At 70.7% G+C, this 25,205-nt stretch carries 19 protein-coding genes; 5 read left to right on the top strand and 14 right to left on the bottom strand.

Annotation, left to right across the window (positions count from 1 at the left end; all coding sequences use genetic code 11):
* The first annotated feature begins 43 nt into the window (after positions 1–43).
* A complete protein-coding gene (miaB, locus tag TR33_RS02780) occupies positions 44–1,510 on the top strand; it encodes a tRNA (N6-isopentenyl adenosine(37)-C2)-methylthiotransferase MiaB (RefSeq protein ID WP_017534205.1) in 1,467 nt (488 codons plus the stop codon).
* A 61-nt stretch (positions 1,511–1,571) separates the two neighbouring features.
* On the opposite strand, the gene TR33_RS02775 is transcribed toward miaB, so the two are convergent.
* Together TR33_RS02775 and TR33_RS02770 are read right to left on the bottom strand one after the other, a co-directional pair.
* Positions 1,572–2,846, bottom strand: a complete 1,275-nt coding sequence (locus TR33_RS02775; RefSeq protein WP_014912870.1) for a cytochrome P450 family protein — start codon at positions 2,844–2,846, stop codon at positions 1,572–1,574.
* 19 nt (positions 2,847–2,865) lie between these two features.
* Complete coding sequence (locus TR33_RS02770) at positions 2,866–3,609, bottom strand: TetR/AcrR family transcriptional regulator (protein ID WP_014908571.1); 744 nt, start codon at positions 3,607–3,609, stop codon at positions 2,866–2,868.
* A 211-nt stretch (positions 3,610–3,820) separates the two neighbouring features.
* On the opposite strand from TR33_RS02770, the gene TR33_RS02765 reads away from it, so the two are divergent.
* Positions 3,821–4,549 carry a class III extradiol dioxygenase subunit B-like domain-containing protein gene (locus TR33_RS02765; RefSeq protein WP_014908984.1) on the top strand — a complete coding sequence of 243 codons (729 nt, stop codon included), beginning with the start codon at positions 3,821–3,823 and terminating at the stop codon, positions 4,547–4,549.
* Here TR33_RS02765 and miaA read toward each other — a convergent pair.
* Positions 4,534–5,529 (bottom strand): tRNA (adenosine(37)-N6)-dimethylallyltransferase MiaA, encoded by a 996-nt coding sequence (miaA, locus tag TR33_RS02760; protein WP_041561892.1) that lies wholly within the window; start codon positions 5,527–5,529, stop codon positions 4,534–4,536. The genes TR33_RS02765 and miaA overlap by 16 nt on opposite strands.
* Positions 5,530–5,613: 84 nt before the next feature.
* On the opposite strand from miaA, the gene dapF reads away from it, so the two are divergent.
* Positions 5,614–6,438, top strand: a complete 825-nt coding sequence (gene dapF, locus TR33_RS02755; RefSeq protein ID WP_017534200.1) for a diaminopimelate epimerase — start codon at positions 5,614–5,616, stop codon at positions 6,436–6,438.
* 43 nt (positions 6,439–6,481) lie between these two features.
* Here dapF and TR33_RS02750 read toward each other — a convergent pair whose 3' ends face one another.
* The 8 genes from TR33_RS02750 to aceB all read right to left on the bottom strand — a co-directional run bounded on the left by TR33_RS02750 (position 6,482) and on the right by aceB (position 16,199).
* Positions 6,482–7,120, bottom strand: a complete 639-nt coding sequence (locus TR33_RS02750) for an ABC transporter ATP-binding protein (protein WP_042281155.1) — start codon at positions 7,118–7,120, stop codon at positions 6,482–6,484.
* A gap of 23 nt (positions 7,121–7,143) precedes the next feature.
* Positions 7,144–9,219 (bottom strand): bacteriocin-associated integral membrane family protein, encoded by a 2,076-nt coding sequence (locus tag TR33_RS02745; RefSeq protein ID WP_017534199.1) that lies wholly within the window; start codon positions 9,217–9,219, stop codon positions 7,144–7,146.
* A gap of 57 nt (positions 9,220–9,276) precedes the next feature.
* On the bottom strand, positions 9,277–9,564 hold the full coding sequence (locus tag TR33_RS02740; RefSeq protein WP_017534198.1) for a lactococcin 972 family bacteriocin: 288 nt from the start codon (positions 9,562–9,564) through the stop codon (positions 9,277–9,279).
* 19 nt (positions 9,565–9,583) lie between these two features.
* Complete coding sequence (locus tag TR33_RS02735) at positions 9,584–9,880, bottom strand: lactococcin 972 family bacteriocin (protein ID WP_014911983.1); 297 nt, start codon at positions 9,878–9,880, stop codon at positions 9,584–9,586.
* A 359-nt stretch (positions 9,881–10,239) separates the two neighbouring features.
* Entirely contained in the window at positions 10,240–11,574 is a 1,335-nt protein-coding gene (locus tag TR33_RS02730; protein ID WP_014912932.1) for a (Fe-S)-binding protein, read from the bottom strand.
* A gap of 39 nt (positions 11,575–11,613) precedes the next feature.
* A complete protein-coding gene (locus TR33_RS02725; RefSeq protein ID WP_042281153.1) occupies positions 11,614–12,831 on the bottom strand; it encodes an FAD-binding oxidoreductase in 1,218 nt (405 codons plus the stop codon).
* Between the two features lie 38 nt (positions 12,832–12,869).
* A complete protein-coding gene (locus TR33_RS02720) occupies positions 12,870–14,357 on the bottom strand; it encodes an FAD-linked oxidase C-terminal domain-containing protein (protein ID WP_014909222.1) in 1,488 nt (495 codons plus the stop codon).
* 237 nt (positions 14,358–14,594) lie between these two features.
* On the bottom strand, positions 14,595–16,199 hold the full coding sequence (aceB, locus tag TR33_RS02715) for a malate synthase A (RefSeq protein WP_014909994.1): 1,605 nt from the start codon (positions 16,197–16,199) through the stop codon (positions 14,595–14,597).
* Positions 16,200–16,596: 397 nt separating this feature from the next.
* On the opposite strand from aceB, the gene hflX reads away from it, so the two are divergent.
* Together hflX and TR33_RS02705 are read left to right on the top strand one after the other, a co-directional pair.
* Complete coding sequence (gene hflX / locus TR33_RS02710) at positions 16,597–18,138, top strand: GTPase HflX (protein WP_042281149.1); 1,542 nt, start codon at positions 16,597–16,599, stop codon at positions 18,136–18,138.
* A 424-nt stretch (positions 18,139–18,562) separates the two neighbouring features.
* Positions 18,563–19,771, top strand: a complete 1,209-nt coding sequence (locus TR33_RS02705; protein WP_014908523.1) for an amidohydrolase family protein — start codon at positions 18,563–18,565, stop codon at positions 19,769–19,771.
* Between the two features lie 20 nt (positions 19,772–19,791).
* Here the strand turns inward: TR33_RS02705 and holA are convergent, their stop codons facing one another.
* The 3 genes from holA to TR33_RS27085 are packed head-to-tail and all read right to left on the bottom strand — an operon-like array spanning position 19,792 to position 23,737.
* Positions 19,792–20,754 carry a DNA polymerase III subunit delta gene (gene holA / locus TR33_RS02700; RefSeq protein ID WP_014909077.1) on the bottom strand — a complete coding sequence of 321 codons (963 nt, stop codon included), beginning with the start codon at positions 20,752–20,754 and terminating at the stop codon, positions 19,792–19,794.
* Between the two features lie 40 nt (positions 20,755–20,794).
* Positions 20,795–23,143 (bottom strand): ComEC/Rec2 family competence protein, encoded by a 2,349-nt coding sequence (locus TR33_RS02695; protein ID WP_042281146.1) that lies wholly within the window; start codon positions 23,141–23,143, stop codon positions 20,795–20,797.
* Positions 23,144–23,149: 6 nt separating this feature from the next.
* Positions 23,150–23,737 (bottom strand): ComEA family DNA-binding protein, encoded by a 588-nt coding sequence (locus tag TR33_RS27085; RefSeq protein WP_234305727.1) that lies wholly within the window; start codon positions 23,735–23,737, stop codon positions 23,150–23,152.
* Positions 23,738–25,205: the final 1,468 nt, after the last annotated feature.

Raw genomic sequence — 25,205 nt, 5'->3', positions numbered from 1 at the left:
GAACGGATAGCCTGGGAGGGTGAGCCAGAGTCGTACCTACCAAGTGCGGACCTACGGCTGCCAGATGAACGTCCACGACTCCGAGCGCCTCTCCGGTCTGCTGGAGGACGCTGGGTACGCGCGCGCAGCCGAGGACACCACCGCAGACATCGTCGTCTTCAACACCTGTGCGGTCCGGGAGAACGCGGACAACCGCCTCTACGGCAACCTGGGGCATCTGCGTCCGGTCAAGGACGCCAACCCCGGGATGCAGATCGCCGTGGGCGGATGTCTGGCGCAGAAGGACCGCGGGGAGATCGTGCGCCGCGCCCCCTGGGTGGACGTGGTGTTCGGAACGCACAACATCGGTTCCCTGCCGGCCCTCCTGGAGCGTTCGCGCGTCCAGAAGGAGGCGCAGGTCGAGATCGCCGAGTCGTTGGAGCACTTCCCGTCCACGCTGCCCAGCCGTCGGGAGTCCGCCTACGCCGCCTGGGTCTCGATCTCGGTCGGGTGCAACAACACCTGCACCTTCTGCATCGTGCCCGCACTCCGCGGCAAGGAGAAGGACCGCCGCCCCGGCGACGTGCTCGCCGAGGTGCGGGCCCTGGTCGAGGAGGGCGTCACCGAGGTGACCCTGCTCGGCCAGAACGTCAACGCCTACGGCAGTGAGTTCGGCGACCGACAGGCCTTCTCCAAGCTGCTGCGCGCCTGCGGCGAGATCGAGGGGCTGGAGCGGGTCCGCTTCACCTCTCCGCATCCGCGCGACTTCACCGACGACGTCATCGAGGCGATGGCCGAGACCCCCAACGTCATGCCGCAGCTGCACATGCCGTTGCAGTCGGGTTCCAGCAAGGTGCTCAAGGCGATGCGCCGTTCCTACCGTCAGGAGCGTTTCCTCGGCATCGTGGAGAAGGTGCGCGCCGCCATGCCGGACGCCGCGCTGACCACCGACATCATCGTGGGCTTCCCCGGCGAGACCGAGGAGGACTTCGAGGAGACGCTGCACGTGGTCCGGGAGTCCCGGTTCGCGATGGCGTTCACCTTCCAGTACTCCAAGCGTCCCGGAACCCCGGCCGCCACCATGGAGGACCAGGTCCCCCCGGAGGTCGTCAAGGAGCGTTACCAGCGCCTGGTCGCCCTCCAGGACCGGATCTCCTGGGAGGAGAACCAGCGGCTGGTCGGCCGCGAGGTCGAGCTGATGGTGGCCGAGGCCGAGGGCAAGAAGGACGGCGAGCACCGTCGTCTGTCCGGCCGGGCCCCCGACAACCGGCTCGTGCACTTCGCCGTGGGCGACTCCGAGGAGCCCCGCCCCGGCGACATGGTCACCGTCGAGGTGACCTACGCGGCCCCGCACCACCTGGTCGCCGACTCCGGGATCCGCTCCCTGCGCCGTACCCGTGCCGGCGACGCCTGGGACGCCCGTCAGGGGCGGCCGGTGAAGATCGAGAAGCCCGACGTGATGTTGGGGATGCCCCGGATCGGGGTGCCCGAGGAGCAGCCGGCCCCGGCCGGCGGTTGCTGCGACCTCTGATCCGTTCGTGCTCCGAGGCCCCCGGTGTCCATCGGGGGCCTCGTCCATGTCCGGAGGAGGATCACAGGCGCACGTACAGGTCCTCGAAACGGTTGAACCCCGGGTTGGGCCGACGTACGGGCGGCCGGGCCGGGTCCAGGGAAAGGTCGGGGAAGGTCGAGGTCAGTGAACCGAAGGCCACCTCGCCCTCCATGCGGGCCAGAGCCGCCCCCAGGCAGTAGTGCAGTCCGTGGCCGAACGCCACGTGGGCCTCTCCGGGGCGGCCGCGGTGCCTGGTGACGTCGAGCCGCTCGGGTTCGGGGTGGGTCTCCGGGTCCCGATTCGCGCCCGAGATCATCGCGATGACGGCCTCCCCACGTCGCGCCGTGCCGCTGCGGAGTTCGACGTCCTCGGTGGGGTAGCGCATCCGGGTCTGGAAGACCGGGCCGCACCAGCGCAGTAGCTCGTGGACGGCCGAGGGCAGCAGCGTCGGATCGTCCTTGAGCAGGGAGAGCTGTTCGGGGTGGGTGAGCAGGGCGTGGGTGCCGTTGCCGATGAGGCCGGCCGTGGTCTCGTGTCCGGCGATGACGAGACTGAAGATCATGGTGATCAGCTCGTCCTCCGACAGACGGTCGCCGTCGTCGTCGCTGATCCGGACCAGATCGGCCAGGAGGTCGTCGTACTCCCGCTCCCGGTGGCCGACGATCAGTCGCCGGGCGGCCTCGACCAGGGCCCCGATGGTCCGGTTGAGCAGGGCCGGATCGTCTAGGGCGAAGGAGGTCAAGGTGTGGCTCCAACGCCGCCACACCTCGCGTTCCTCCTCGGGGACGCCGACGAGGTCGCAGATCACCGCGATGGGCAGGGGGTAGGCGAAGTGCTCCAACAGGTCGACCGAACCGTCCTCGACGTGGTCGGGAAGCTCCTCCAGAAGCCGGTCGGCGATGGCCTGGACCCTGGGACGCATCTCCCGCACCCGGCGCACGGTGAAGGCGCGTGAGACCAGCTTGCGCAGACGGACGTGGTCGATCCCGTCCTTGTCCAGGAGCCCCTGGGTGATGTAGACGACCAGATCGGGTTCCATGCCCAGGTGCCGCAGCAGCTCGTCACGGGAGAGGGCGGCGCCCTCGTCCGATGACGGGGCCAGGGAGGCGGAGTCCACGACGAAACGCCGGTCGCTCAGGATGGTGCGCACGTCGGCGTCGTCGACGAACAGCCGGGCGGGGGCGCCTCGCAGGGAGCCCGGCATGGAGCCTCCGGCGGCACGGACGCGCTCCAGGGCGGTGTGGGGATCGTGGGCGAACTCGTGGTCGAGCTCGAGGAAGGCGGGATCGGGTCGCTTCCGTGCCGTGCCGGTCATCGGGGTCTCCTTCGGGGTTTCAGGGGGCGCGTTCGACGCGCTTCTGCTCGCCGATCTCCGTCCTCAGGCGCTCGGCCAGTCGTTCGAAGAGGGCGACGACCTTCGGTTGCAGCGCTCGCATCTCCGTGTTCGGGACCGTCTCCCGTTCGAGGAGGGAGCGGACGCTTCGGGTCAAGAGGAGGGCCCGGGCCTCTTGGCCGGGCGGGATGAGCCCCTGCTCGCGCAGGAGGGGTTCGGCCATGAGATGGCCGATCACCGTGGTGCTGTAGGCGTAGACCTGCTCCCCGGCGTCCGCGTCGGCGGCGATGACCCCGTGTTCGCGCAGCAGTTCCCAGTACTCGAACAGGGTCCGCCAGCGGTAGGCGACGGTCTCGCCGACCAGCTCCCTCGCGTCCTCCGTGAGCCGGTGGAGCGGGTTCGTCCCCGAGGTCAGGACGAAGCGCATGATGGGCGAGTCGAACTGCTCCCGGTACATCCGGCCCGCCACCTCGCTGGGACGTACGTGCTCGGGATCCTTTCGCATGGACGCCAGGATCCGTTCCATCATCGCCAGTTGGGCCCGCATGACGACGGTCAGCAGGAGGATCTCCTTGGTGGAGAAGTGCAGGTAGACGGTGCCCTTGCCGACCCCGGCCCGTCGGGCGACGTCCTCGATGGTGACCTTGCGGTCCCCCCAGGCCAGCATCAGTTCCCCCGCCGCGTCGAGGATGCGGTCGGCCCGCAGTTCGCGTCGGTCGGTGGGCTTCTCGGTGGGCCGGGTCACGGACGACTCCTTCGGCTCGGGGACCGCCGACGGGGGTCCCCACCGGCGCTGACGCGATGACCATATCCGCACCTCCGCTCCCGAGCCGATCGTCTTTGACCATGTGACCAGATTTCAAATCTGGTCACATGGTCAAGAGTAGGTCGGAAGGTGCCCGTCCACAAGGGGTGTGCGGGCACCGGACGGGGCTCGGAGCGATAGCCTCGCCCTTGTGCTGATCGCCGCCGCCGTGTGCCCCCATCCGCCCGTCCTGTTCCCCGAGGTCGCCCAGGGCGCGGCCGCCGAGCTCGACCCTCTGCGCGCCGCCTGCGACCGGGCCGTCGCCCTGCTCGTGAAGAGCGGGGCCGACCGGCTCCACGTGGTGGGGCGGGGGGACTCCGAACGGCGTCACGGATCGGACGCCGGGGGAGACCTGACGGCCTATGGGGTCGACGTGCGGGTGGGACCCGCCCCCGGGGTACTGGGGTTGGCCGCGACGGTGGGTCGTCGACTGGCCGAACGCGCGGGCACGGTCCCCGACGGCTACCTGGAGCTGCCCGCGGACACCACCCCGGAACGCGCGGTGGAACTGGGGCGCGAGCTGGCGGGAGAGGCGGAACGGGTCGCCCTGTTGGTCATGGGGGACGGCAGCGCGCGCCGCGACGAACACTCACCCGGGTACGTGGACGAACGGGCCGTGCCCTACGACGACGCGGTCGCCGAGGCCCTGGCCCGCGCCGACGCTCCGTACCTGGCCGGACTCACGGTCGACACGGCGCGCGAGCTCATGGTCGCGGGTCGCCCCGCCTGGCAGGTCCTGGCCGGAGCGACGGAGGGGGCGCCCTTCGAGGGGGAGACGATCGCCTACGAAGCGCCCTACGGAGTCGGATACCTCGTCGCCACCTGGATCGGGAGCGACTTCGACGGGGCCGAGGCCCCGGGGGCTCAGCTCCGGGAGTAGGGGAGCATGGTGGCCACGTCCACCAGGGCCTCGCCCGACTCCTCCTCGACACGATCGGACAGGGCCGACTCGACCTGGGTCATCGCCCGCTCCACCAGGTTCGGGGCGTCGTAGGGCAGCCAGCGCACCCGAGGGTCGCGGCGGAACCAGGACTCCTGTCGGCGGGCGAACCTGCGGGTGGCCCGCGCGGTGCTCTCCTTGGCCTCGGCCTCGGTGAGATCACCGTCCAGCTGGGACAGCGCCTGCGCGTATCCGAGGGCCTTGGAGGCGGTACGACCCTCCCGTAGGCCGAGCGGGTCCAACCGGCGCACCTCCTCCAGAAGACCCCCGTCCCACATCCGCTCCACACGCAGGTCGATGCGTTCGTCCAACTCCGGCCGAGGGGCCGTCAGACCCAACTGGACGCACGGATAGAAGGAGGTGTGGTCGGGCAGGTTGGCGGTGAAGGGCCGCCCGGTGAGCTCGATGACCTCCAGGGCCCGGACGATCCGACGCCCGTTGCCGGGCAGGATGGTGCGGGCCGCGGCCGGGTCGGCCTCGGTCAGACGGGCGTGCAGCAGACCGGGGCCGACGTCGGCCAACTCGGCCTCGAGCCGGGCCCGTACCTCGGGGTCGGTGCCGGGGAAGTCCATGTGATCCAGGACCGCGCGCACGTACAGGCCGGACCCGCCCACCAGGATGGGGACGACGTCACGGTCGGCGCAATCCTCCACCCGCTCGCGGGCCAGCGTCTGGTAGCTGGCCACGTCGGCGGGCTCGTGCACCTCCCAGATGTCCAGGAGATGGTGCGGCACGCCCCGGCGCTCGGACTCGGGGAGCTTGGCGGTACCGATGTCCATACCGCGGTAGAGCTGCATCGAGTCGGCGTTGATCACCTCGCCGCGACGCCCCGTACGTTCCTCCAACCGGGAGGCGAGATCGACGGCCAGGTCCGACTTGCCCACAGCGGTCGGGCCCACGACCGCGATCACCTTGATCATCCCTCCAGCGTAGTCACGCCGAGGACGCCACGCGTCCAGGTGGAGTGTTCGCGCCTGTCGGCGGCCCGGAAATACGGTTTTAGGATGGTCGACATGCGATTCGCCAAGGGCCACGGAACAGAGAACGACTTCGTGATCCTCCCCGACCCGGACGGGGAGCTCGAACTCACGAAGGAGGACGTCCGGTCACTGTGCGACCGCCGAGCGGGCATCGGCGGCGACGGTGTCCTACGAGTGGTGCGCACGCGTGTGCTCGGCGAGACGCTGGCCCCGGCCGCGCGGACCGCCGAACGGGCCGAGTGGTTCATGGACTATCGCAACGCGGACGGCAGCATCGCGGAGATGTGCGGGAACGGGGTCCGGGTCTTCGCCCGCTACCTGTTGCACGTCGGCCTCGTCGACTCGGACCGTTTCGAGATCGGGACCCGTGACGGGGCCAAGGGGGTCACCGTCGAGGCGAACGGCGACATCACCATAGACATGGGGCGCGTGGAGCGTCAGGGCGTCTCCTCGGCCGGGCTCGCCCGCGGGGTCGTCCACGGAGCCCAGATCTCCGTGGGCAACCCGCACCTGGCCTGCGAGATAGACGAGCCGGTCGCCGACCTCGACCTGTCCCGCCCGCCCGAACTCGACGCGGACGACTTTCCCGAGGGAGCCAACGTCGAGCTGTACAACCGGGTCGCCCCCGGTGTGCTGGACATGCGCGTGTACGAGCGCGGCTCCGGCGAGACCCGTTCCTGCGGGACCGGAATCGTGGCCACCGCGGCCGCGGCGACCCCCGAAGGGCAGAGCGCCACCTGGCGTGTCCGTGTCCTGGGAGGCGAGTGCACCGTCGAGCTGGACGCCTCCGGCGCCCGTCTGAGCGGCCCCGCCGTCATCGTCGCCGAGGGCGAGACCTCCCTGATCTGAACCCTCGCCGTCCCGGGAAGGCCCTCGGGACGGCGAGGTCCGGTCAGTGGGGAGAGAACATCCTCAGTGTGGACACGTCGAAGGCGACGTCGCAGGCGTCACGGACGGCGTCGTCGTGTGTGGCGATGACCACGGCACGACCCTCGCGGCTCATCCGGCGCAGGACGTCCATGACCATCGCCCCGTTGGCGTGGTCCAGGGCCCCGGTGGGCTCGTCGGCCAACACCAGCGACGGTCGTTTGACGATCAGACGTGCCAGGGCCACGCGCTGCTGTTCCCCACCGGACAGGTGGTGCACCTTCTCCTTCTCGCGTCCGCCCAGCCCCACCCGCTCCAACGCCTCCGCGGTGTCGGACCGGTCTCCCCGGCGCGCGGCCACGTCGAGGTTGGCCTTCACCGTGGCGTTCTCGATCAGGGCGTAGTCCTGGAACAGGTAGCCCAGGTGGTCACGTCGGAATCGGCGCTGTCCCCCGGGGCCCAGTCGGGTGACGTCGGTGTCCCGGAAACGGACGCTCCCTCCACTGGGCCTCTCCAATAGGCCCATGCAGTTGAGCAGGGTGGTCTTCCCGGAGCCGCTGGCGCCGACCAGGGCGAGCATCCGCCCGGGTTCGACGCTCAGGTCGAGGTCCTCCCACAGCGTGCGCGCGCCGAAGGACTTCGTGAGCTTGTTCAGGGTGATCATGGGTTCCTCGGTCTCTTCGGGCCTCAGGCCTGGGAGGCGCCTTCACGGACGATGCGACGGTGGAAGAGGGCCAGTGCCGCGATGGTGGCCGACAGGCAGACCAACGCGATCCCCAGGGCGTAGAACGGCTCGGCCCCACTGGGAGCGGCCTCCAGAGGACCGCCGTACATGGGGTCGGAGGTGACCGCGAGTCGACGGAGCGTGTCCCACGTGGCCCAGCCCGGGAAACCCAGGGCGAGGGCGCCCTCGACGAGCAGTAGGCGTCGGTGGGTCGCGAGGAAGGTCCATCCGCTGATGTGCCGGACGAAGATCTCCTGGGCCCGCGTGCGCACGTGGACGACGCACGCCGCCATACCGGTGAGAAGGAGGACCACCGCGACCCCCACCAGGTTGAACAGCTCACCGCGCAGCACGATCAGATGACGAGCGAGCTCGTCCCGCGCGCTCGTGGAGAGCGTCTCCACCATGGCCAGGTAGCGCGAGGCCTCGGGGACGCGGTCCCGGTACTCCGTCACGACCTCCGGGTCGGGGAAGATCGTGGACCCCCGGGTCATGTGAGAGACATAGGCGCCGTCGGAGAGCACACCGCCGTTGGGCAGGACGACCATGACCGGCTCGTACAGCAGGGGCAGGTAGGGCCGTGGAGCGTCGGAACGCTTGGCCGAGTAGGTGAACAGGGTCTGCTCGGCGGCGGCCGGCAACACCTCGATCTCGAGGGCGACGTCGGAGGCGTCCGAGGTCTCGACCCACTGGCTCCGGACCGCTTCGACCAGCTCCTCGGTGTCGAGGGTGGCGCTCTCGGGGACCAGGACGCGAACGTCCTCATCGGGGCCGTACGGTTCACCGGTGGGCGAGAGCACCTCCTGTTCGGCCAGATAGGTGTCGTTGACGATGAGCAGTGGAGGTTCCGGAGACGCCGCGCCGGACGGCCGCGGATCGTAGGGCGTCGACAGCAGTGGATATCCGTGTACGGCCAACACCATGTCCCCCGAGGCGTCGACCTCGCGCAGCCAAGGGCCGAGTTCCTCGTCGACGGCCTCATCGTCGGCCCAGCCGTAGTTCGCGCTGAGCGATGGGAAGGAGGTCTCGCCCTGTTCCTCGTGCAGTTCCAGCGCCGTCTCCAGGTCGCGGACGTTCTGGGAATAGGAGGCCACGCCCCCGAGGATGATCAGGGCCAGGACGAGAGAGGGCGCTCTGACCAGGTAGATCGCCGTGGTCGTCGCCTTCAGGGGGAGCCGCCCCTTGAGCGATGGCAGGATGCGCGTGGTGTGCACCAGTGCCAGGGTCGCCGCGTGCACCAGCAGGCAGGGAACGGTGAGAGCGCCGAGGAAGAGGAGGGCCGTCCGGGAGTAGAACCCCAGTTGGTTCCATTCGTTGTACCAGCCCAGGAACACGAGTGTGCCGAGGACGATCACCGCGAGAGCCACGGCCGTCGATCGGGCCGTCCTGAGCAGGTCGTGGCCCAGGATCGATGGGTACGAGCGCCCTTGGAGACGCATGACCCCGTAGTCGCGGGAGCCGAGCAGTACGCCGGCGCCCGCCGCCGTCACCGTCCCGAGCAGGGCGACCATCAGAAGATGGAACAGGTGGCCGCCGGTGAAGTAGTGCCACATCCGGACGGCCTGTGTACCCGGAGCCTCATGGAGCCCGAGCGCGGCCAGTTCGGTCCGCAGGGCCTCTTCCGCCTCGGGCGCGTCCAGGACGAGGTAGTGGCCGTTGGGGCCGACATCGCCGAAGTCGGCGATGGGGTGGGTGTCGATGGTGAACCCGCGGCCGAAGGTCGGATATCCCTCCTCGGACCAGGCCGCGTGGCGGGAGTCGGGGTCGGACACGGCCAGGTACAGGTGGATCCTGGTCGTCGGCTCTCGGACGTCCGCGATGGCGTAACCGATCGCGGCGTCGTGTTCGTCGGCCACACGCTGGACGGTGGCGGCCACCTCGTCGGTGTCGTGGCTCCCGTCGTTCTCGGTGATCCACACGACGGGGGAGTCCTCGAGCACGAAGAGGGTGCGTTCGGCGGTCGTGGCCAGGAGGAAGGCGATGACCACGGCGAACACGGCACAGGCCGTGTAGGCGAAGGTGAGTGTTCGGTCGGGCACGGGGGGTCCTGTCGAAGGCCCGCCGGTGCTCGGCGCCGGCGGGCCGGATCATGGGGGTCAGCAGGTGCGGCGGTAGGCCTGGTTGTTGGCGATCGCCCTGGGCGCGTCGGCGCGGGCCCAGGCACCGGCCCTGACGTCGGGGGTGCGCACGGTCGTGCGGCCCACGGCGGTGGCGCCATGGCACGCGGTGGGGTGGTAGTAGTGCGAGTAGCTGGTTCCCGACAACCCGGCGCCGGTGACGCCGTAATTCCAGACGGGGCTGCTCGCGTTCGCGGCGGAGGCGGAACCGGCGGCGATCCCCGCGGTCAGCAGTGTGGTCACGAAGAGGTACTCGGTGAGTCTCATGGGGGATTCTCCTGTTCGGTCAGCCACAGGTATTACGCCAGTACGTCTGGTTGTTGGTGTTCGCCTTTTGGACGCTCGCCCGTGACCACAGGCCGGCTCCGGTGTTCGCGGACCGGACGGTGCGAATTCCCACGGCGGTGGAACCGTGGCACCTGCTGTCGTGGAGGTAGTTCGAGTAGACACGGTCGGAGACGATGCCGTGATCCCAGACGCCACCTCCCACGTATTCGACGGCCGCCGAGGCGACACCCGCGCTTCCCACGCCGATGCCCGCCGCGACCAGTAAGGTGACGATCGCTCTCTTCGTTCTGCTCATGGTTTCCTTCTGTGGGGGATTCAGGACGGTCCTTCGGTCGCCCTGAAAATAATTATGCCTCCCTTTTCTCTGGAGTCAATCGAGTCGGATCGGGGTGTACGCGGTCGAGTCGAATGAATATCCGCAGGTGGAGAGGGGGATGGTGAGATCATTTATGGATTTGTTCGAGTTTTCCTCGCGTATGCATGAGGTGACCCGGTGTGTCGTTCGTGCAGCTCAAGATGTCTGCAAATGCATAAGGCCGAATGTGGCTACGAGATACATATGTACCAAGCTATCGGTACGCCCATGTCGGGATTCTTCTCCCGACATTGATGTTTCTCGTTGAATCTCGTTAAGGGTATTCCGTCACACGGGTATCACCCGGAACCGAGCAGCCCTTCCACGCCCAGACCGCGCAGGGAGGCGTCCAGGACACGGGCGGTATGGGTCACCACCACCGGCCTTCCGGCGCGCTCCATCGCCGCCGCGATCTGCAAGGAGCAGCCGGGGTTCCCCGACACCAGGACCCGCGCCCCGGTCGAGGCCACGTCCTCGCCCTTCCGGTCGCCCAAGGCGTTCGCTGCCTCCGGACGGAGCAGGTTGTACACACCTGCCGAACCACAACAGACCTCCCGGTTCGGCAGGTCGGACACGGTCAGCCCCGGGATCCCGCGAAGCAGCTCACGGGGCTGGGCGGTGACGCCCTGGCCATGGGAGAGATGGCAGGCGTCGTGGTAGGCCACATGGACCGGAAGGGGGTGACGCTCCGCGCGGGGGCCCAGATCCACGAGGAACTCGGCCAGATCCACCACCCTCTCCGACACCGCGCGGGCACGATCCACCCAGGCCCGGCTCTCACCGGCCTCCGCCATGGTCCGGTCGAAGTGCTTCATGCCGGAGCCGCAACCGGCGGAGTTGACCACGATCCGCTCCACCTGGCGCGCCTCGAACACCTCGATGAGCCCCTTGGCGAAGTCCACCGCCTCCTCCAGACGGCCGGAGTGCGAGGAGAGGGAGCCACAGCAGCCTTGAGAGCGCGGGATCACCACCTCGCACCCCTCCAGAGCCAGGACCCGGGCGGTCGCGGTGTTGACCTCGGGGAAGAACGCTCCCTGGACACAACCCACCAGCATGCCCACACGCGCACGGCGCTCGCCCACGGCGGGCACGAGCTCGGGCAGCGGCGGCGGGGGAGAGGACAGCCTCGGAGCGACCCGCTCCATGGCGGCCAGACCGGGCGAGAGACGGTCCAACAGGCCCGAACGGCGCACCAGGGAGGAGACCCCGGTGGCCTGGTAGGCGCGCAACGGTCCGCGCAGCGCCCGTAGGCGCCCCCGATGCGGGAAGAGGGAGAACACCGCCTCGCGCAGGAGGCGCTCCCCGCGAGGCCGCTCGTACTCGGTCTCCACCCGATGACGTGTGTGCTCGATCAGGGCGTCGTACGCCACCCCCGAGGGACAGGCGGACACACACGCCAGACAACCCAGACAGTTGTCGAAGTGCCCGACCGCGGTCTCGGTGAGCACGTCGTCCTCGTGCATCTGTCCCATGAGGTGGATACGACCGCGGGGCGAGTCCATCTCCTGCCCCCACAGGACGTCGGTGGGGCAGGTCGGCAGACAGAAACCGCAGTGGACACAGTCCCCGAGCAGGTCGCCGAAGGACCGTTCGGGGCCGGGGGCGATCGTGCTCTCGTCCGGTCGATCGGTCACGGAGTCCTCCGAGGGGGTACGGGGCGTGTGGTCCATGGCTCAGATCCCGCCCGCGAAACGGCCGGGGGACAGACGGTGGTCGGGGTCCAGGGAGTCCTTGATCGCGCGCATGAGGGCCAGTCCCGGAACCTCGCCCCAGACATCGACGTCGGCGTCGCGTACGTGGGGTTCGGCGCGCAGGAGGGTCGCGGACCTCCCGGAGCCGGAGCGGGCCCTCTCCAAGAGCGAGGAGACCGCCTCGGCGGAGGCCCCCGGAGCGGTGTACAGGTACAGGGTCCCGGCGGGGAGCGAAGCGGTCGCCCCGACCCGGCCCCCGAGGCGATCGGCCGCCGCCACCAGATCGTGGACGAGCCCGGGCAGCTCCGCGGGAGGTGCCAGGACACGGATCAGACAGCCCTCGTCCGGTACGAGTCCCCAACCGGGAGGCGTCGCCTCGGCCACCTCCACCCCAGTGCCGCCCAGGGCCCGCGCGGTCACGTCCGCGCGTTCCGTCGTCCCCTCCTCGGTGCCCTCCAGAAGCACGTACAGACGTGGTGGTCCCGCCAGAGGGTGTATCGACTCCACGGCCGAGGGCACCACCGTGCTCGCGCGCAGGGCGGCCGCCGCCCGCTCCACCGCCTCGGGGGAGGGGGCCGGGGCGCTCACCAGACGGACCGCCGGTGGCCTCGGATGCAGCCGGAAGGTCGCCGAGACGATGATCCCCAGGGTCCCGTAGCCACCGGTGTGCAGTTTGGCCAGGTCGTATCCGGCCACGTTCTTGACCACCCGGCCGCCGCTCCGGGCGACCACCCCGTCGGCGCGCACCACGGTCATCCCGATCACCAGGTCGCGCAACGCCCCGGCGAGCAGCCGCCCGGGACCGCTCAGTCCGGTGGCCAGGGCGCCTCCCACGGTGCCTCCCGAACGCACCGGATCGTAGGAGAGCCGCTGACCGGCCTCGGCCAGGACACGCTCCAGATCGGCGACCGGCGTTCCCGCGCCGACCTCCACCACCAGGTCGCCGGCGTTGTGGTCGATCCAGGACAGCCCCGAGGTGTCCACCAGAAGGTCCAGGGAACGGGGCGCCGTCCCCCAGTCCATCGCCGTGCCGCCGCCCCGCGCGGCGACGGTGAGCCCCGACTCCCGCGCGGCCGCCAGCAGGTCGGCCAGGGCTCCGACGTTCTCGGGGCGGGCCACCCTCGCGGGAACGACCCCGCACATGGCGTCCTCGTCGGTGCCCTCTCTCAGGGAGACGTCCTTCACGTCCGGATCGTCCACGCTCGTCCTTCCCGCCTCTTCCACCCCGGATCGATCGCTCAGAACTGTTCCGCCTCCCCCGACTCCACCAACGGATGCACGCCGGTGCGCACCCCCGGCCGTTCCCCGCACAGGCGCGGAGTGGGCAGCAGCTTGCCCGGGTTGGCGATCCCCGCCGGGTTCAGCGCCCGCCGGAACAGCTCGAAGGTCTCCAGATCGGCCTCGCCGAACATGCGCGGCATCTTGCAGGCCTTGTCCACGCCGACACCGTGCTCGCCGGTGATGGACCCTCCGTGCTCGACGCACAGGTCGAGGATGGCCCCGGACACCTCCTCGGCCCGTTCCCCGGCTCCCGGTTCGGAGTCGTCGAACAGGACGAGCGGATGCAGGTTCCCGTCCCCGGCGTGGAAGACGTTGGCCACCCGGATGCCGCTCTCGGCGGACAGCGCGGCGATCCGGCCCAGGACCTCGCCCAACGCGGTGCGCGGTACCACCCCGTCCTGCACGATGTAGGCCGGGCTGATCCGCCCCACGGCGGCGAAGGCGGACTTACGTCCCTTCCAGATGAGGGCGCGCTCCTCGGGGCCGTCCGCCGTCCTCGTCTCGAAGGCGCCGCTCCGCGCGCACAGGGCGACGACCCGTTCGACCTGGGTGTCGACCTCCGAGGCCGGGCCGTCCAGCTCCACCACCAGCACCGCGGCGGCGCCGGCCGGGTAGTCGCAGGCCACCGCGGCCTCGGCCGCCTCGATGGCCAGAGCGTCCATCATCTCGATCGCCGAGGGCAGGACCCCGGCCGCGATGATCGCGCCCACCGCCTCCCCGCCGGCGTCCATCGAGGTGAAGGCCGACAGCAGGGTCACGGTGCGCTCGGGTGAACGGGTCAGGGAGACCGTGATCCGGGTGGCCACGCCCAGGGTCCCCTCGGAACCGATGAACGCGCCGATCAGGTCGTAACCGTGCGCCCCGGTCGCCTTGCCGCCCAACTCCACGACCTCGCCCGAAGGGGTGACGATCTCCAGCCCGCGCACGTGGCCGGCGGTGAACCCGTACTTGAGGCAGTGCGCCCCGCCGGAGTTCTCCGCGACGTTGCCCCCCACCGAACAGACCTGCTGACTGGAGGGGTCGGGCGCGTAGTAGTAGCCGTGCGGGGCCACCGCGCGGGTGATGTCGAGGTTGACCACTCCGGGCTCGACCACGGCGCACTCGTTCTCCAGGTCGATCTCCACGATCCGACGCATGCGGGAGGTGACGAGGAGGACGCCCTCGGCATGGGGGAGCGCTCCCGCCGACAGGCCGGTGCCCGCGCCGCGGGGGACGTAGGGGACGCCGTGCTCGGCGCACAGGGAGACGACCGCGGCGACCTGGCCGGTCGTGGTCGGCAGGACCACCACCCCCGGTGTGGCGCGGTGGTAGGTGAGTCCGTCGCTCTCGTAGACCCGGCGCCGGGAGAGGTCGGTGAGGACGCCGTCCTCACCGCAGATCTCCCGCAGCCGGGGGACGAGGTCGGCCAAGGCCGTCGAACTCGTCGTGGGTGCGGTCGTGGCCATGGGCGCCTCCCGGGTTCGATCGAAGGACGGACAGGGGGTGTCCTTCGACTGCGACCTCGCAAGGGGACCGTACGACCGTGGAGTCGTCGTTTTCAAGGGTCGGAGCGTCCTTCCGTGTCGCGGAAGACGCGAAAGCGCCCCCCGCCGGAGCGAGGGGCGCTGTGGGAGCGGTCAACCGCTCACGGGGAGGGCCGAGGGCCTCGGGCGATGAAGGCCTCCGTCTCCCCGTGAGAGGACCTACGGCATGCGCTCGTAGGCCGGCAGCGTCAGGAAGTCGACGTAGTCGTCGTCCAGGGCGACCTCGGTGAACAGCTCCTTGGCCTGCTTGTACAGGTCCTCGTCGTAGGCGTCGCCCAGCGAGGCCTTGATGGCGGCCAGCTCCTCCTCGATGGTCTGCTTGACCAGCTCGACGGTGACCTTGGGGCCGTCGTCGAGGGTGACGTCGTTGTGCAGCCACTGCCAGATCTGGGAGCGGGAGATCTCGGCGGTGGCGGCGTCCTCCATGAGGTTGTGGATGGCCACCGCGCCGTTGCCGCCCATCCACACGGCCAGGTACTGCAGGGCGACGTTGATGTTGCCGCGCAGGCCGGCGAGGGTGATCCCGCCGGGGGTCTTGTCGACGGCGAGCAGGTCGGCGGCGGTCACCTCGACCTCGGGGCGCTGCTTGTCGATCTGGTTGGGCCTGTCGCCCAGGACGCCGTCGAAGATCTCACGGGCGATCGGGACCAGGTCGGGGTGCGCGACCCAGGAGCCGTCGAAGCCGTCGCCGGACTCGCGGGACTTGTCGTCACGGACCTTGGCGAAGGCGTTCCGGTTGACCTCCTCGTCCCGGCGGGAGGGGATGAAGGCGGCCATACCGCCGATGGCGTGGGCGCCGCGCTTGTGGCAGGTCTTGACCAGCAGCTCGGTGTAGGCGCGCATCATCGGGGCGGTCATGGTGACGGCGTTGCGCTCGGGCAGCAGGAACTTGCGGCCGCGGGTGCGGTGCGTCTTGATGATGCTGAAGAGGTAGTCCCAGCGACCGGCGTTGAGGCCGGCGGAGTGCTCGCGCAGCTCGTAGAGGATCTCCTCCATCTCGAACGCGGCCGGGATGGTCTCGATCAGGCAGGTGGCGCGGATGGTGCCGCGGGGGATCTCCAGACGCTCCTGGGCCAGGACGAAGATGTCGTTCCAGAGACGGGCCTCGAGGTGGCTCTGCATCTTCGGCAGGTAGAAGTACGGGCCCTTGCCCTTGGCGATCTGACGCTTGGCGCTGTGGAAGAAGTACAGCGCGAAGTCGACGATGCCGCCGCTGGTCCGCCGACCGTCGACGAGGATGTGCTTCTCGTCCAGGTGCCAGCCGCGCGGGCGCACGACGATCGTGGCGAGCTCGGAGTCCTCCTTGAGGGCGTAGGTCTTGCCCTGGGGGGAGGTGAAGTCGATGGCGCGGTCCAGGGCGTCGCGCAGGTTGAGCTGCCCCTGGATCATGTTCTCCCACAGCGGGGTGTTGGCGTCCTCGAAGTCGGCCAGCCACACCTTCGCGCCGGAGTTGAGCGCGTTGATGGTCATCTTGCGGTCGGTCGGGCCGGTGATCTCCACACGGCGGTCCGTGATGCCCGGGGCGGGCGGAGCGACCTTCCAGCCGTCGTCCTCGCGAATGTGCTTGGTCTCGGGGAGGAAGTCGAGGTCCTCCCCGGCCGCGATCTGAGCCTCGCGGGTCTTACGCGCGGCCAGCAGCTCCTGGCGGCGGGACTCGAAAGCGCGGTGCAGTTCGGCGATGAACGCGAGGGCGTCGTCGGTGAGGATCTCGTCGAACCGGTCGTTGAGGGGGCCCGTGATCTCGACCCCGTGCGTGGCACCCATGGAAAACCTTCCGCAATACGAAACAAGCTTCTGGTATGTGGAAGTGAAACTACTATCTTGACGTCAAGCGGTCAATGTCACTCGCGGTACCCATGACGTGCGATGTTTTCGATGTGGGAAGATTCGTCAAACTTCTGCATGAAATATCGGACTTCTTTGGCTTCGCTCGGACTTCGGTAGGCCATCCCGGTTGTAGAGGGTGGTGGCTTGTGTCACACCACCTGCGATAATTCACGTGCCTTCACCCGAACAAGGTGCCACCATCGAGTCATGGGCGCCTCCGCGGACACGCGCCCCACCCGCAAAGGGGACGGCACGGGCCCGCGCGCCCACCACCCCGCCCATGGGCGAACGGGAAGAAACCCGACGATGGCCGCGTTGACCCACCTGGAGGGATATGAATACTGCCGATATCCACGGAAGCGACCGTCAGGCCCACGAAGGGCCCGGTGAGGACGCGTTCCGTGAGGCGGTCACCGTCGAGGACGGAGACCGTACCGACCACGCGTTCCACGAGGCCCCGGGTACCGACGGCGACCGCCGTGAACACCCCGAGAGCACCCCTGACCGGGGCGAGATGGAGCTGGCCGAGCGCCACGCCCTGCGCCGCGTCCAAGGGCTGTCCACCGAACTCACCGACGTCACCGAGGTGGAGAACCGCTCCCTGCGTCTGGAGCGTGTGGTCCTGATCGGAGTCTGGACCCGCGGCACGCAGGCCGACGCCGACAACTCGCTCACCGAGCTCGCGGCCCTGGCCGAGACCGCCGGCGCGCTCGTCCTCGAAGGCCTCACCCAGCGCCGCGCCAAGCCGGACCCCGCCACCTACATCGGTAAGGGCAAGGCCGCCGAACTCCGCGACGCCGTCGCGGCCACCGGCGCCGACACCGTCATCTGCGACGGTGAGCTCACACCGGGCCAGCTGATCCAGCTGGAGGACGTGGTCAAGGTCAAGGTCATCGACCGCACCGCGCTCATCCTGGACATCTTCGCCCAGCACGCGCGCAGCAGCGAGGGCAAGGCCCAGGTCGAACTCGCCCAGCTCAGCTACCTGCTGCCCCGACTCCGAGGCTGGGGCCACACCCTGTCCCGGCAGGCCGGTGGCGCCGGAGGCGGCGGCAACGGCGGTGTGGGTCTGCGCGGCCCCGGTGAGACCAAGATCGAGACCGACCGCAGGCGCATCAACGACAAGATCGCCAAGCTGCGCCGTCAGCTCTCCCACATGCGCACCGCCCGCGACGTCAAGCGCGACGTCCGACGCACCCGTCAGGTGCCCTCGGTCGCCCTGGCCGGGTACACCAACGCCGGCAAGTCGAGCCTGCTCAACCGGCTCACCGGAGCCGGGGTCCTGGTGGAGAACGCCCTGTTCGCCACCCTGGACCCGACGGTGCGACAGGCACGCACCCCCGACGGTCGAGGGTTCACCCTGAGCGACACCGTCGGGTTCGTCCGTCACCTGCCGCACCAGCTGGTGGAGGCCTTCCGCTCCACCCTGGAGGAGGTCTCCGACGCAGACCTGATCCTGCACGTGGTCGACGGGTCCCACCCCGACCCCGAGCAGCAGCTCAGCGCGGTCCGCGAGGTGTTCGCCGACATCGACGCCGGCGACGTCCGCGAGCTCATCGTGGTCAACAAGGTCGACGCCGCCGACCCGGACACCCTCAAGACCCTGCGCACCCGCCACCCCGACCTGGTCGAGGTCTCGGCGCGCACCGGAGAGGGGATCCCCGAACTGGTGACGGCCCTGGCCGAGGCCCTGCCCGAGATCGCCCAAGAGGTACGCGCGCTCGTGCCGTACTCGCGCGGCGACCTCATCGCCAGGGCTCACGAGGAGGGCCGGATCATCGGCGAGGAGCACACCGGAGAGGGCACCGAGCTGCACGCCTTCGTCCCCGCTCCGCTGGCCGCCAGGCTGGAGGAGTACGCGCTCACCCGCGTCTGATCCGCTCCGGACGAACGGACCGAGGCCGGGGTCTCCCTGAAAGGGGAGGCCCCGGCCTTCGTTCTGTGGGGGAGACACCGCCCGGGGCGGCGGCGTGGACGACGTACGCGCCGCCCACGGTCCGGGTGGCCTTCATCACTTCACGATCCTGCGAGTTTCGGTCGGTATCGCTCGCATTCCTCCCACCGGGGAGGTGTACACGATGTCGACGGATGGACTACGGTTTTGGATCACCGGCCGGCAGAGGTCGCCGTCCCCCGACGGTCGAACCCCCACCGTCACGGCACCGCGAGTCGGCCCCGAGCCGTCCACGGCCCTGCCGGAACCGCATCCAGATATCGAGGTCGCCATGCCCGCCCGCGTACCCCACGCCCCCGTTCCGTGCGCTCTCGGCCGGAACTGACCGGCGAGGGCGGACCACCCCATGCCGGCAGTACTCCTCACCAACATCGGCCGTCTCTGGACGGGCCATGAGCTGATCACCCACGCGGCCGTCCTCATCGATGACGACAGGATCGCCTGGGTCGGACCGGCGGCCGACCTCCCCCAGCGCATCCCCGGGGTGATGGAGGACCTCACCGAGGTCGACGAGATCGTCAATATCGGCGGCGGGCTCGTCACACCGGGCCTGGTCGACGCCCACTGTCACCCGGTCTACGCGGGCGACCGCTACGCCGAGGTCAACATGTGGGCCAAGGGCGCCACCCGAGCCGACATCTTCGCGGCGGGCGGAGGGGTGTCCACCACCGTCACCATCACCCGCGGGACCGACCCCTGGACCCTGTGCAACGCGGTACGCGAACGCCTGCGCCACTGGGTGCTGTCCGGCAGCACCACCGTGGAGGCCAAGACCGGCTACCACCTCACCCGGGACGGCGAACTCGCCGACGTGCGACTGCTGCGCTCCCTGGAGGAGGAACCCGGGATGCCGCGCCTGCACGTCACCTTCTTCCCCGCGCACGGGGTGCCCCCGGAGTTCTTCGGCCGCCCCCAGGAGTACGTGAGCACCGTGGCCTCCTGGCTCGGCGACGCCGCCATGGTCGGCGCCGACGGGGTGGACATCTACTGCGACAACCAACAGTTCACCACCGAGGACGCCCACATGCTGCTGAGCGTGGGCCGGTCGGTGGGGCTGCGCACCACTCTGCACGCCTGCTCACGTCCGCGCCACGGAGCCGTCCGCATGGCCGCCGAGCTCGGATGCGACTCCGTCGACCTGCTCCACGAGGCCGACGACGAGGACCTGCTGGCCCTGGCCGCCACCCGTACCCCGGTCGTGGCCTGCCCCACCACGGCCCTGCACGAACGGCGCACCCCGCCGGTGCGCTCCCTGCTCGACCACGGAGTCCCGGTGGGTCTGGGCACCGACCACAACCCGGGGCAGGCCGGCACCACGTCCATGCCCCTGGTGATCTCCCTGGCCGTCGCCATGTTCGAGATGACCGTCCAGGAGGCGCTCAACGCCGCCACGGTGGGCGGCGCGCACGCCTTGGGGCTCGACGACCGGGGACTCATCGCCCCCGGGCGTCTCGCCGATCTCGTCCAGTGGGACGCCGACCACGAAGGGGCCTTCGCCTGGTCCATGGGGTTGAGCACCCTGCGCGTCTGGCAGGGCGGACGGACCATCCGCTGACCGCTCCGGGACCGGCGGGCTCAGCGGATGCCGCGCGCCCGGGCGATCTCGATGACCGCGCGCTCCAACGCGTACTCGGGGTCACGGCCGCCGCCCTTGATGAGCGCGTCGGTCTCGGCCACCACCGCCATCGCCCGGGTGACCCCCCGGACGTTCCAACCCCGCGCCTGCTGACGCAGACCGCGCATCTTCCACGGCGGCACCTTGGCCCGCTTGGCCAGGTCCGCCTCGCTCATCCCCCGGGGCGGTTGCGCCGCCACCGCGATCCCGCGTACCGCGCCGGCCAGGGCGCTGTTGATCAGGACCGGGGCGGTGCCCACCGCCAACGACCAGCGGAGCTGTTCCAGGGCCTCGGGGAGCCGGCCCTCCACGGTCCGGTCGGCCACGGTGAACCCCGAGGCCTCCGCCTTACCCGAGTGGTATCGGGCCACCGCGGTCGCGTCCACACGTCCCTCGGTGTCGGCGATCAACTGGGTGCAGGCCGCCGCGATCTCGCGTAGTTCGGTGCCCACCGCGTCCACCAGGGCCTGGGCCGCGTCGCCGGTGATCTGCCGGCCCGCGGCGGAGAACTCGCCCTTGACGAACGCCACCCGCTCGGGACCCTTGGTGGGGCCCTTGCAGTCCACCCTGTGCGCCCCCGCCTTCGTCGCGGCCTGGAGCAGGGCCTTGCCCTTGGCGCCGCCCGCGTGGGTCAACACCAGGTTCACGTCGTCGGCGGGGGAGGAGAGGTAGTCGACGACGGTCGCGGCCAGGTCCTTGGTCAGGTCCTGGGAGGAACGCAGGACGACCACCCGGCGGTCGCCGAACAGCGACGGGGAGGTGACCTCCACCAGGGTGGACAGGCCCACCTGGGCGGGCACGAGGTCGTGGACGTCCACCTCGGGGTCGACCTCCCGGGCCGAGGCGACGACGGCGGCCACGGCCCGGTCGACGAGCAGTTCCTCGTCGCCGACGATGAGCGTGATGAGGGCGGGTGCAGGCATACAACGAGCATGCCACGACCCACCGACCGGCCGGTGCGGTTCACCCCTCGGGGGCGGGACCGCGCGCGACCACCCGCACCGGTGAGTCCAGCACGGCCACGTCGCCGTCGAGGTCGGTGCGGGCGCTCACTCGAGCGGTCCTCGCCAACAACCCCAGGGCGAACGGGGTCGGGTGGCCGTAGCCGTTGTCCCTGCCGACGGAGGTCAACGCCACCTCGGCGCCGACCGCCGCGATGAAGTCGGGCTCCTGTGTGTTCGACCCGTGGTGCGGAGTGGTCAACACCGTCACCGCCAACAGGTCGCGATCGGGACCGCGCGTCAACGCGCTCTGGGCCGGCTCCTCGATGTCCCCGGTGAACAACGCCGACAGGTGGGTGCCGTCCGCCCGGACCACAACGGACCCGTCGTTCACCGTCCCCAGGTGCCCCCTCGGGGGCCACAGCACCCGCAGCGTCCACCCGTCCACCCGATAGGTCTCCCCGCGTACGGCGGCCCCGATCTCCACCCCCTCGGCCATCAGCAGACGGCCGACGGAGGAGCCCTCGAACCCCTCGGGGGCCAGTGCCGAGAGCACTCGACGATGTCGCAGTACCCCGGGGGTGCCGTCCACGTGGTCGGCGTGGTCGTGGCTGAGTACCAACAGGGGGATCTCGCGCACCCCCAGCCGCTCCAGACACCCGTTCACCAGATCCGGATCGTCACCCGTATCGAACACCATCGCGCTCCCAGGGCCGGTGGAGACCACGAACGCGTCGCCCTGCCCCACGTCGCAGGCGACCAGGACCCACCCCGGAGGAGGCCAGCCGCCCGGTACGCACCGGGCCGCCACGCCCAGGACCAGTACCGCCGCCACCACCGCGGCGAACACACGACGAACCCCGCCCCGAAGCACCACGAACGCCGTGATGAGCAGGGCCGACAGCACGGCTCCCGTCACGTCCGAACGCCAGGACAGGGCACCGTGGGGTACCCGGGCGCCCGTCTCCGCCACCAGAGCGATCCAGGACACCCCCAGGCCCGGCAGGTGCACCAGGACGGCGGCGGCCTCCGGCCACAACGAGGCCACCACCGTCACCGCGGCCCCCGCCACGGTCACACCCGCGACCACCGGGGCCGCCAGGAGATTGGCCGGAACCGCCACCCAGGACACCTCGCCGGACAGCAGGACCAGGACCGGAGCGACCGCCACGTGCGCGGCCACCGCGATCGCCGCCGCCTCGGCCACCGGCCGCGACAGAGGCGGGGACCAGGCCCGGGTCCACGAGGGGACCAGCAGCAGGATGCCCGCGGTGGCCAGGACCGACAGCGCGAACCCGTAGGAGGCGGCCAGCCCGGGGGCCACGAAGAGCACCCCCACCACCGTGGCGCTCAGCGCGCCCAGCCCGGCCCCGGGTCTTCCGGTCGCCAACGCCAACAGCCCCAGGGAGCCCATGAACGCCGCCCGCACCACGCTCGGCTCGGGCCGGCACACCAGGACGAACAGCCAGATCATCAGAGCTCCGCCCGCCACCGAACACCAGGTCGGGGCCCGGGACCAGCGGGCCACGGCCAGGACGAACCCGGTCAGGATCGCCAGATTGGCGCCCGAGACCGTGAGCAGGTGGGTCATGCCGGTGGCTCGGAAGTCCTCGGCGGTCTCCTCCGGCAACCGCGACACGTCACCGACGATCAAAGCGGGCAGCAGCCCGTTCTCGGGAGAGGGCAGGACCTCGGCGGCCTCGCGCAGACCGGCCCGCACCTCGGCCGCGAAGACCTGTGCGCGGCCGGGCTCGCCCACCTCCTCCGGAGGGCCCCGGACCGAGACCAGCGCGGCGGTGAGCGGGTCGTCCTCGACGGAGAGGAAGGCGCCCCGGGCGGTGAAGGTCTGCCCCGGCAACAGGTCGCCCCACGCCTCACCGGAGGCCAACACCACCACCGGTACCTCCGAGGTGCGGATCCCGCTCTCCGCGTCCACCCACAGGGTGCGGGCCCGGACCACCCACTCCGCGCGCCCGGGGCGGGGCATCCCCGCACGAGAACGCGGGTCGACCGTCACGACCGCGCCGAACGCCCTTTCCCCGCCCCGGTCGGCCGCCTCCGAGGCCGCGCTCATCGCCGTGCGGTGCGTGTGGAACCCGGCCACCGCCGCCACCGTCGCCGCGCAGACCAGGGTCGCGGCTCCGGCCAGGGCCAGGGACTCCACCGTCCGCCCGAAGACCGAGGGAGGACGTCCCCACAGGAACAGGGCGGCGGCCAGGAGAGCGGCCGTCCCCGCGCCGGCCCAGGCCCACCACGCGGGGACGGCCAACGCGGCCAGGGCGGCCGCCCACGCACCCGCGGCCGGGGCGAACAACCGGAGGTCGGGCGGCCGGTCGAGTCCGTGACCGTCGGTCCCCAACCAGGTCGTCACGGCGGCTCACCCCGCCGTCACGTGGGGGCGCAGGTTCTCCAGGGTCCGTTCCGCGATGCCCTCCACCCCGAGCAGGTCGTCGACCGAGCCGAAGGATCCGCCGAGGGCCTCGCGGTGGGCGAGGATCTGCCGGGCCCGTTTCTCACCGATCCCCGGCAGGGTCCGCAGCTCCGTCTCTCCGGCCCGGTTGATGTCGATCGGACCTCCCGCCTCGCCGGAGGCCCCGTCGACGGTGTGCTCCTCCTCGACCCCCACCAGGATCCGCTCCCCGTCCGCCAGGGGACGGGCCAGGTTGAGCAGGTCCAGGTCGGTGTCGGCCCGTGCTCCTCCGGCCTCCTCCACGGCGTCGGCCACCCGGGAGCCCGCCGGCATGGTGTACAGCCCGGGTTCGGCCACCTCGCCGCCGACGTGCACCACCACCTCGCCCTCCGGCTCCGGTGCGGTGGAGGGGGATCCGCCCTCGGGGACCGCTTCGAGCTCCTCCGCCGAGGTCTGGGAGACCGGTTCGAGTTCGGGTACCTCCCGAGGGGTTTCGCGCAATGTCAGGAAGGCGATCACCACCGCCACCGCGCCCAGCACCAGTAACACCGTCACCGAGCGGCGCGGGGGAGCGAGTTCGCCGAACCGGCCGCGGGTCAGCCGATCCAGGAGGGAGCCGGGCTCGTCGGGGAGGAGTTCGGTGTACCCCGGGAGAGAGCGGTCGGGAGAGACGTCCGGGGGCCGGTCGGCCGAGGGGGAGATGAGCTCCTCGGAGAGTCGAGTCCCGGTCTCCTCCGCCGGATCACGACGGGAATCCTCAGGCCGGCGCCCCCTTCGTCGGGGTTCCGCGCTCTCGGGGGAGGGAGGACGCCCCTCGGCCGGATCGGCCTCCCCGGTGGAGACCCCCTCTGGAGAGGGTACGGGCCCGCCCTTCTCGCGGGGCTCGGAGGGCGATGAGGTGCGGGGCCTCTCCCAGGTGGAGGGCTTCGGACCTTGAAACGGGGGGAGGTTTCCGACGGTGTGGTCCCCGGGCGTGGCACGGGTCGGGGCGAAGGCGAGCCTCTCGGTGGCGGCGTCGAGCCCTTCCCGAGAGTGAAGGGCGGCCTCACCGCCCTCCCGAGGACGAGGAAGGGCCGGGTGACCGTTCGTGGGCCCGCGCCCCGGTGACGGAGAGGGCCTCTCCGGGGTGGGGAGGTCGGACGGGGTCTCCCGACGGTGTTCTTTCCTCGGTCGTGCTCGCGGACGGGTGATGGGGCGGTGACCGATGGTCTCCCGGCGCGCGTCGTGGGGGACACGGTCCCCGTACGCTCCGGGCCTCGGAGAGAGGGAGAGCCTCTCCGTGGTGGGTTCTTCGAGGCACTCCGGGGTGTGGGAGACGGCCCGCCGGTTCTCGTGTCGTCGGTCGAGGGACCGTCCGAGGAGGGGGCGTCCCCGGTCCGGGCGTGTCCCTTCAGGATGGACCGGCAGGTCGTTCGTGGGGCCGGGACGTGGGGCGAGGAGGAGCCTCTCGGTGGTGGGTTCTTCGGGGCCCTCCGTACCGGGGGAGGTGGTCCGTCGGTCGGTGGGGCGTTCGAGGGGTGGAGTCCCCCGGTGCGGATGCGTCGCTCGGGTGCGGGGCGGGTGGTCGTTCGAGGGTCCGGGTCCGGGGGTGAGCCTCTCGGTGATGGGCTCCTCGATGACCTCCGAGCCCCGCGGGGCGGCCTCAGGGGACTCGCGGGGGTCGGCCGAGGAGGGCTCGGGGGAGGGGCCGGACGTGCCCGAGGGCCCGCCCTCGGGACGCGGGGTGGGGATCTCGTCCGTGCGGCCCTCGATCCGGGCCCCCTCGTCCGGAAGCGCGCCCTCGGGCCGGGGAGCGCGACCTTCGCGCGGCTCGGAGATCGGGTGCCTCTCGGCGACGAGGCCGTCGGGACGCTCCGGAGGATCGTCCTCATGCCTCGGAGGCGGCCGATAGGGGGAGGTGGTCCCCGGAAGGGAGTAGGGGGCGCACGGCACACCGGCCTCGGACCGGGCGGGGGAGGGTGGGCACGGGAGAGCGCGTGGACGTGGGGAGTGCGGAGGCGGGCGCAGACCGAGAGAACGGAGA

Source organism: Nocardiopsis alba, assembly GCF_000710955.1.
Classification (GTDB): domain Bacteria; phylum Actinomycetota; class Actinomycetes; order Streptosporangiales; family Streptosporangiaceae; genus Nocardiopsis; species Nocardiopsis alba.
This window is presented reverse-complemented; position numbering and strand designations above follow the sequence as displayed.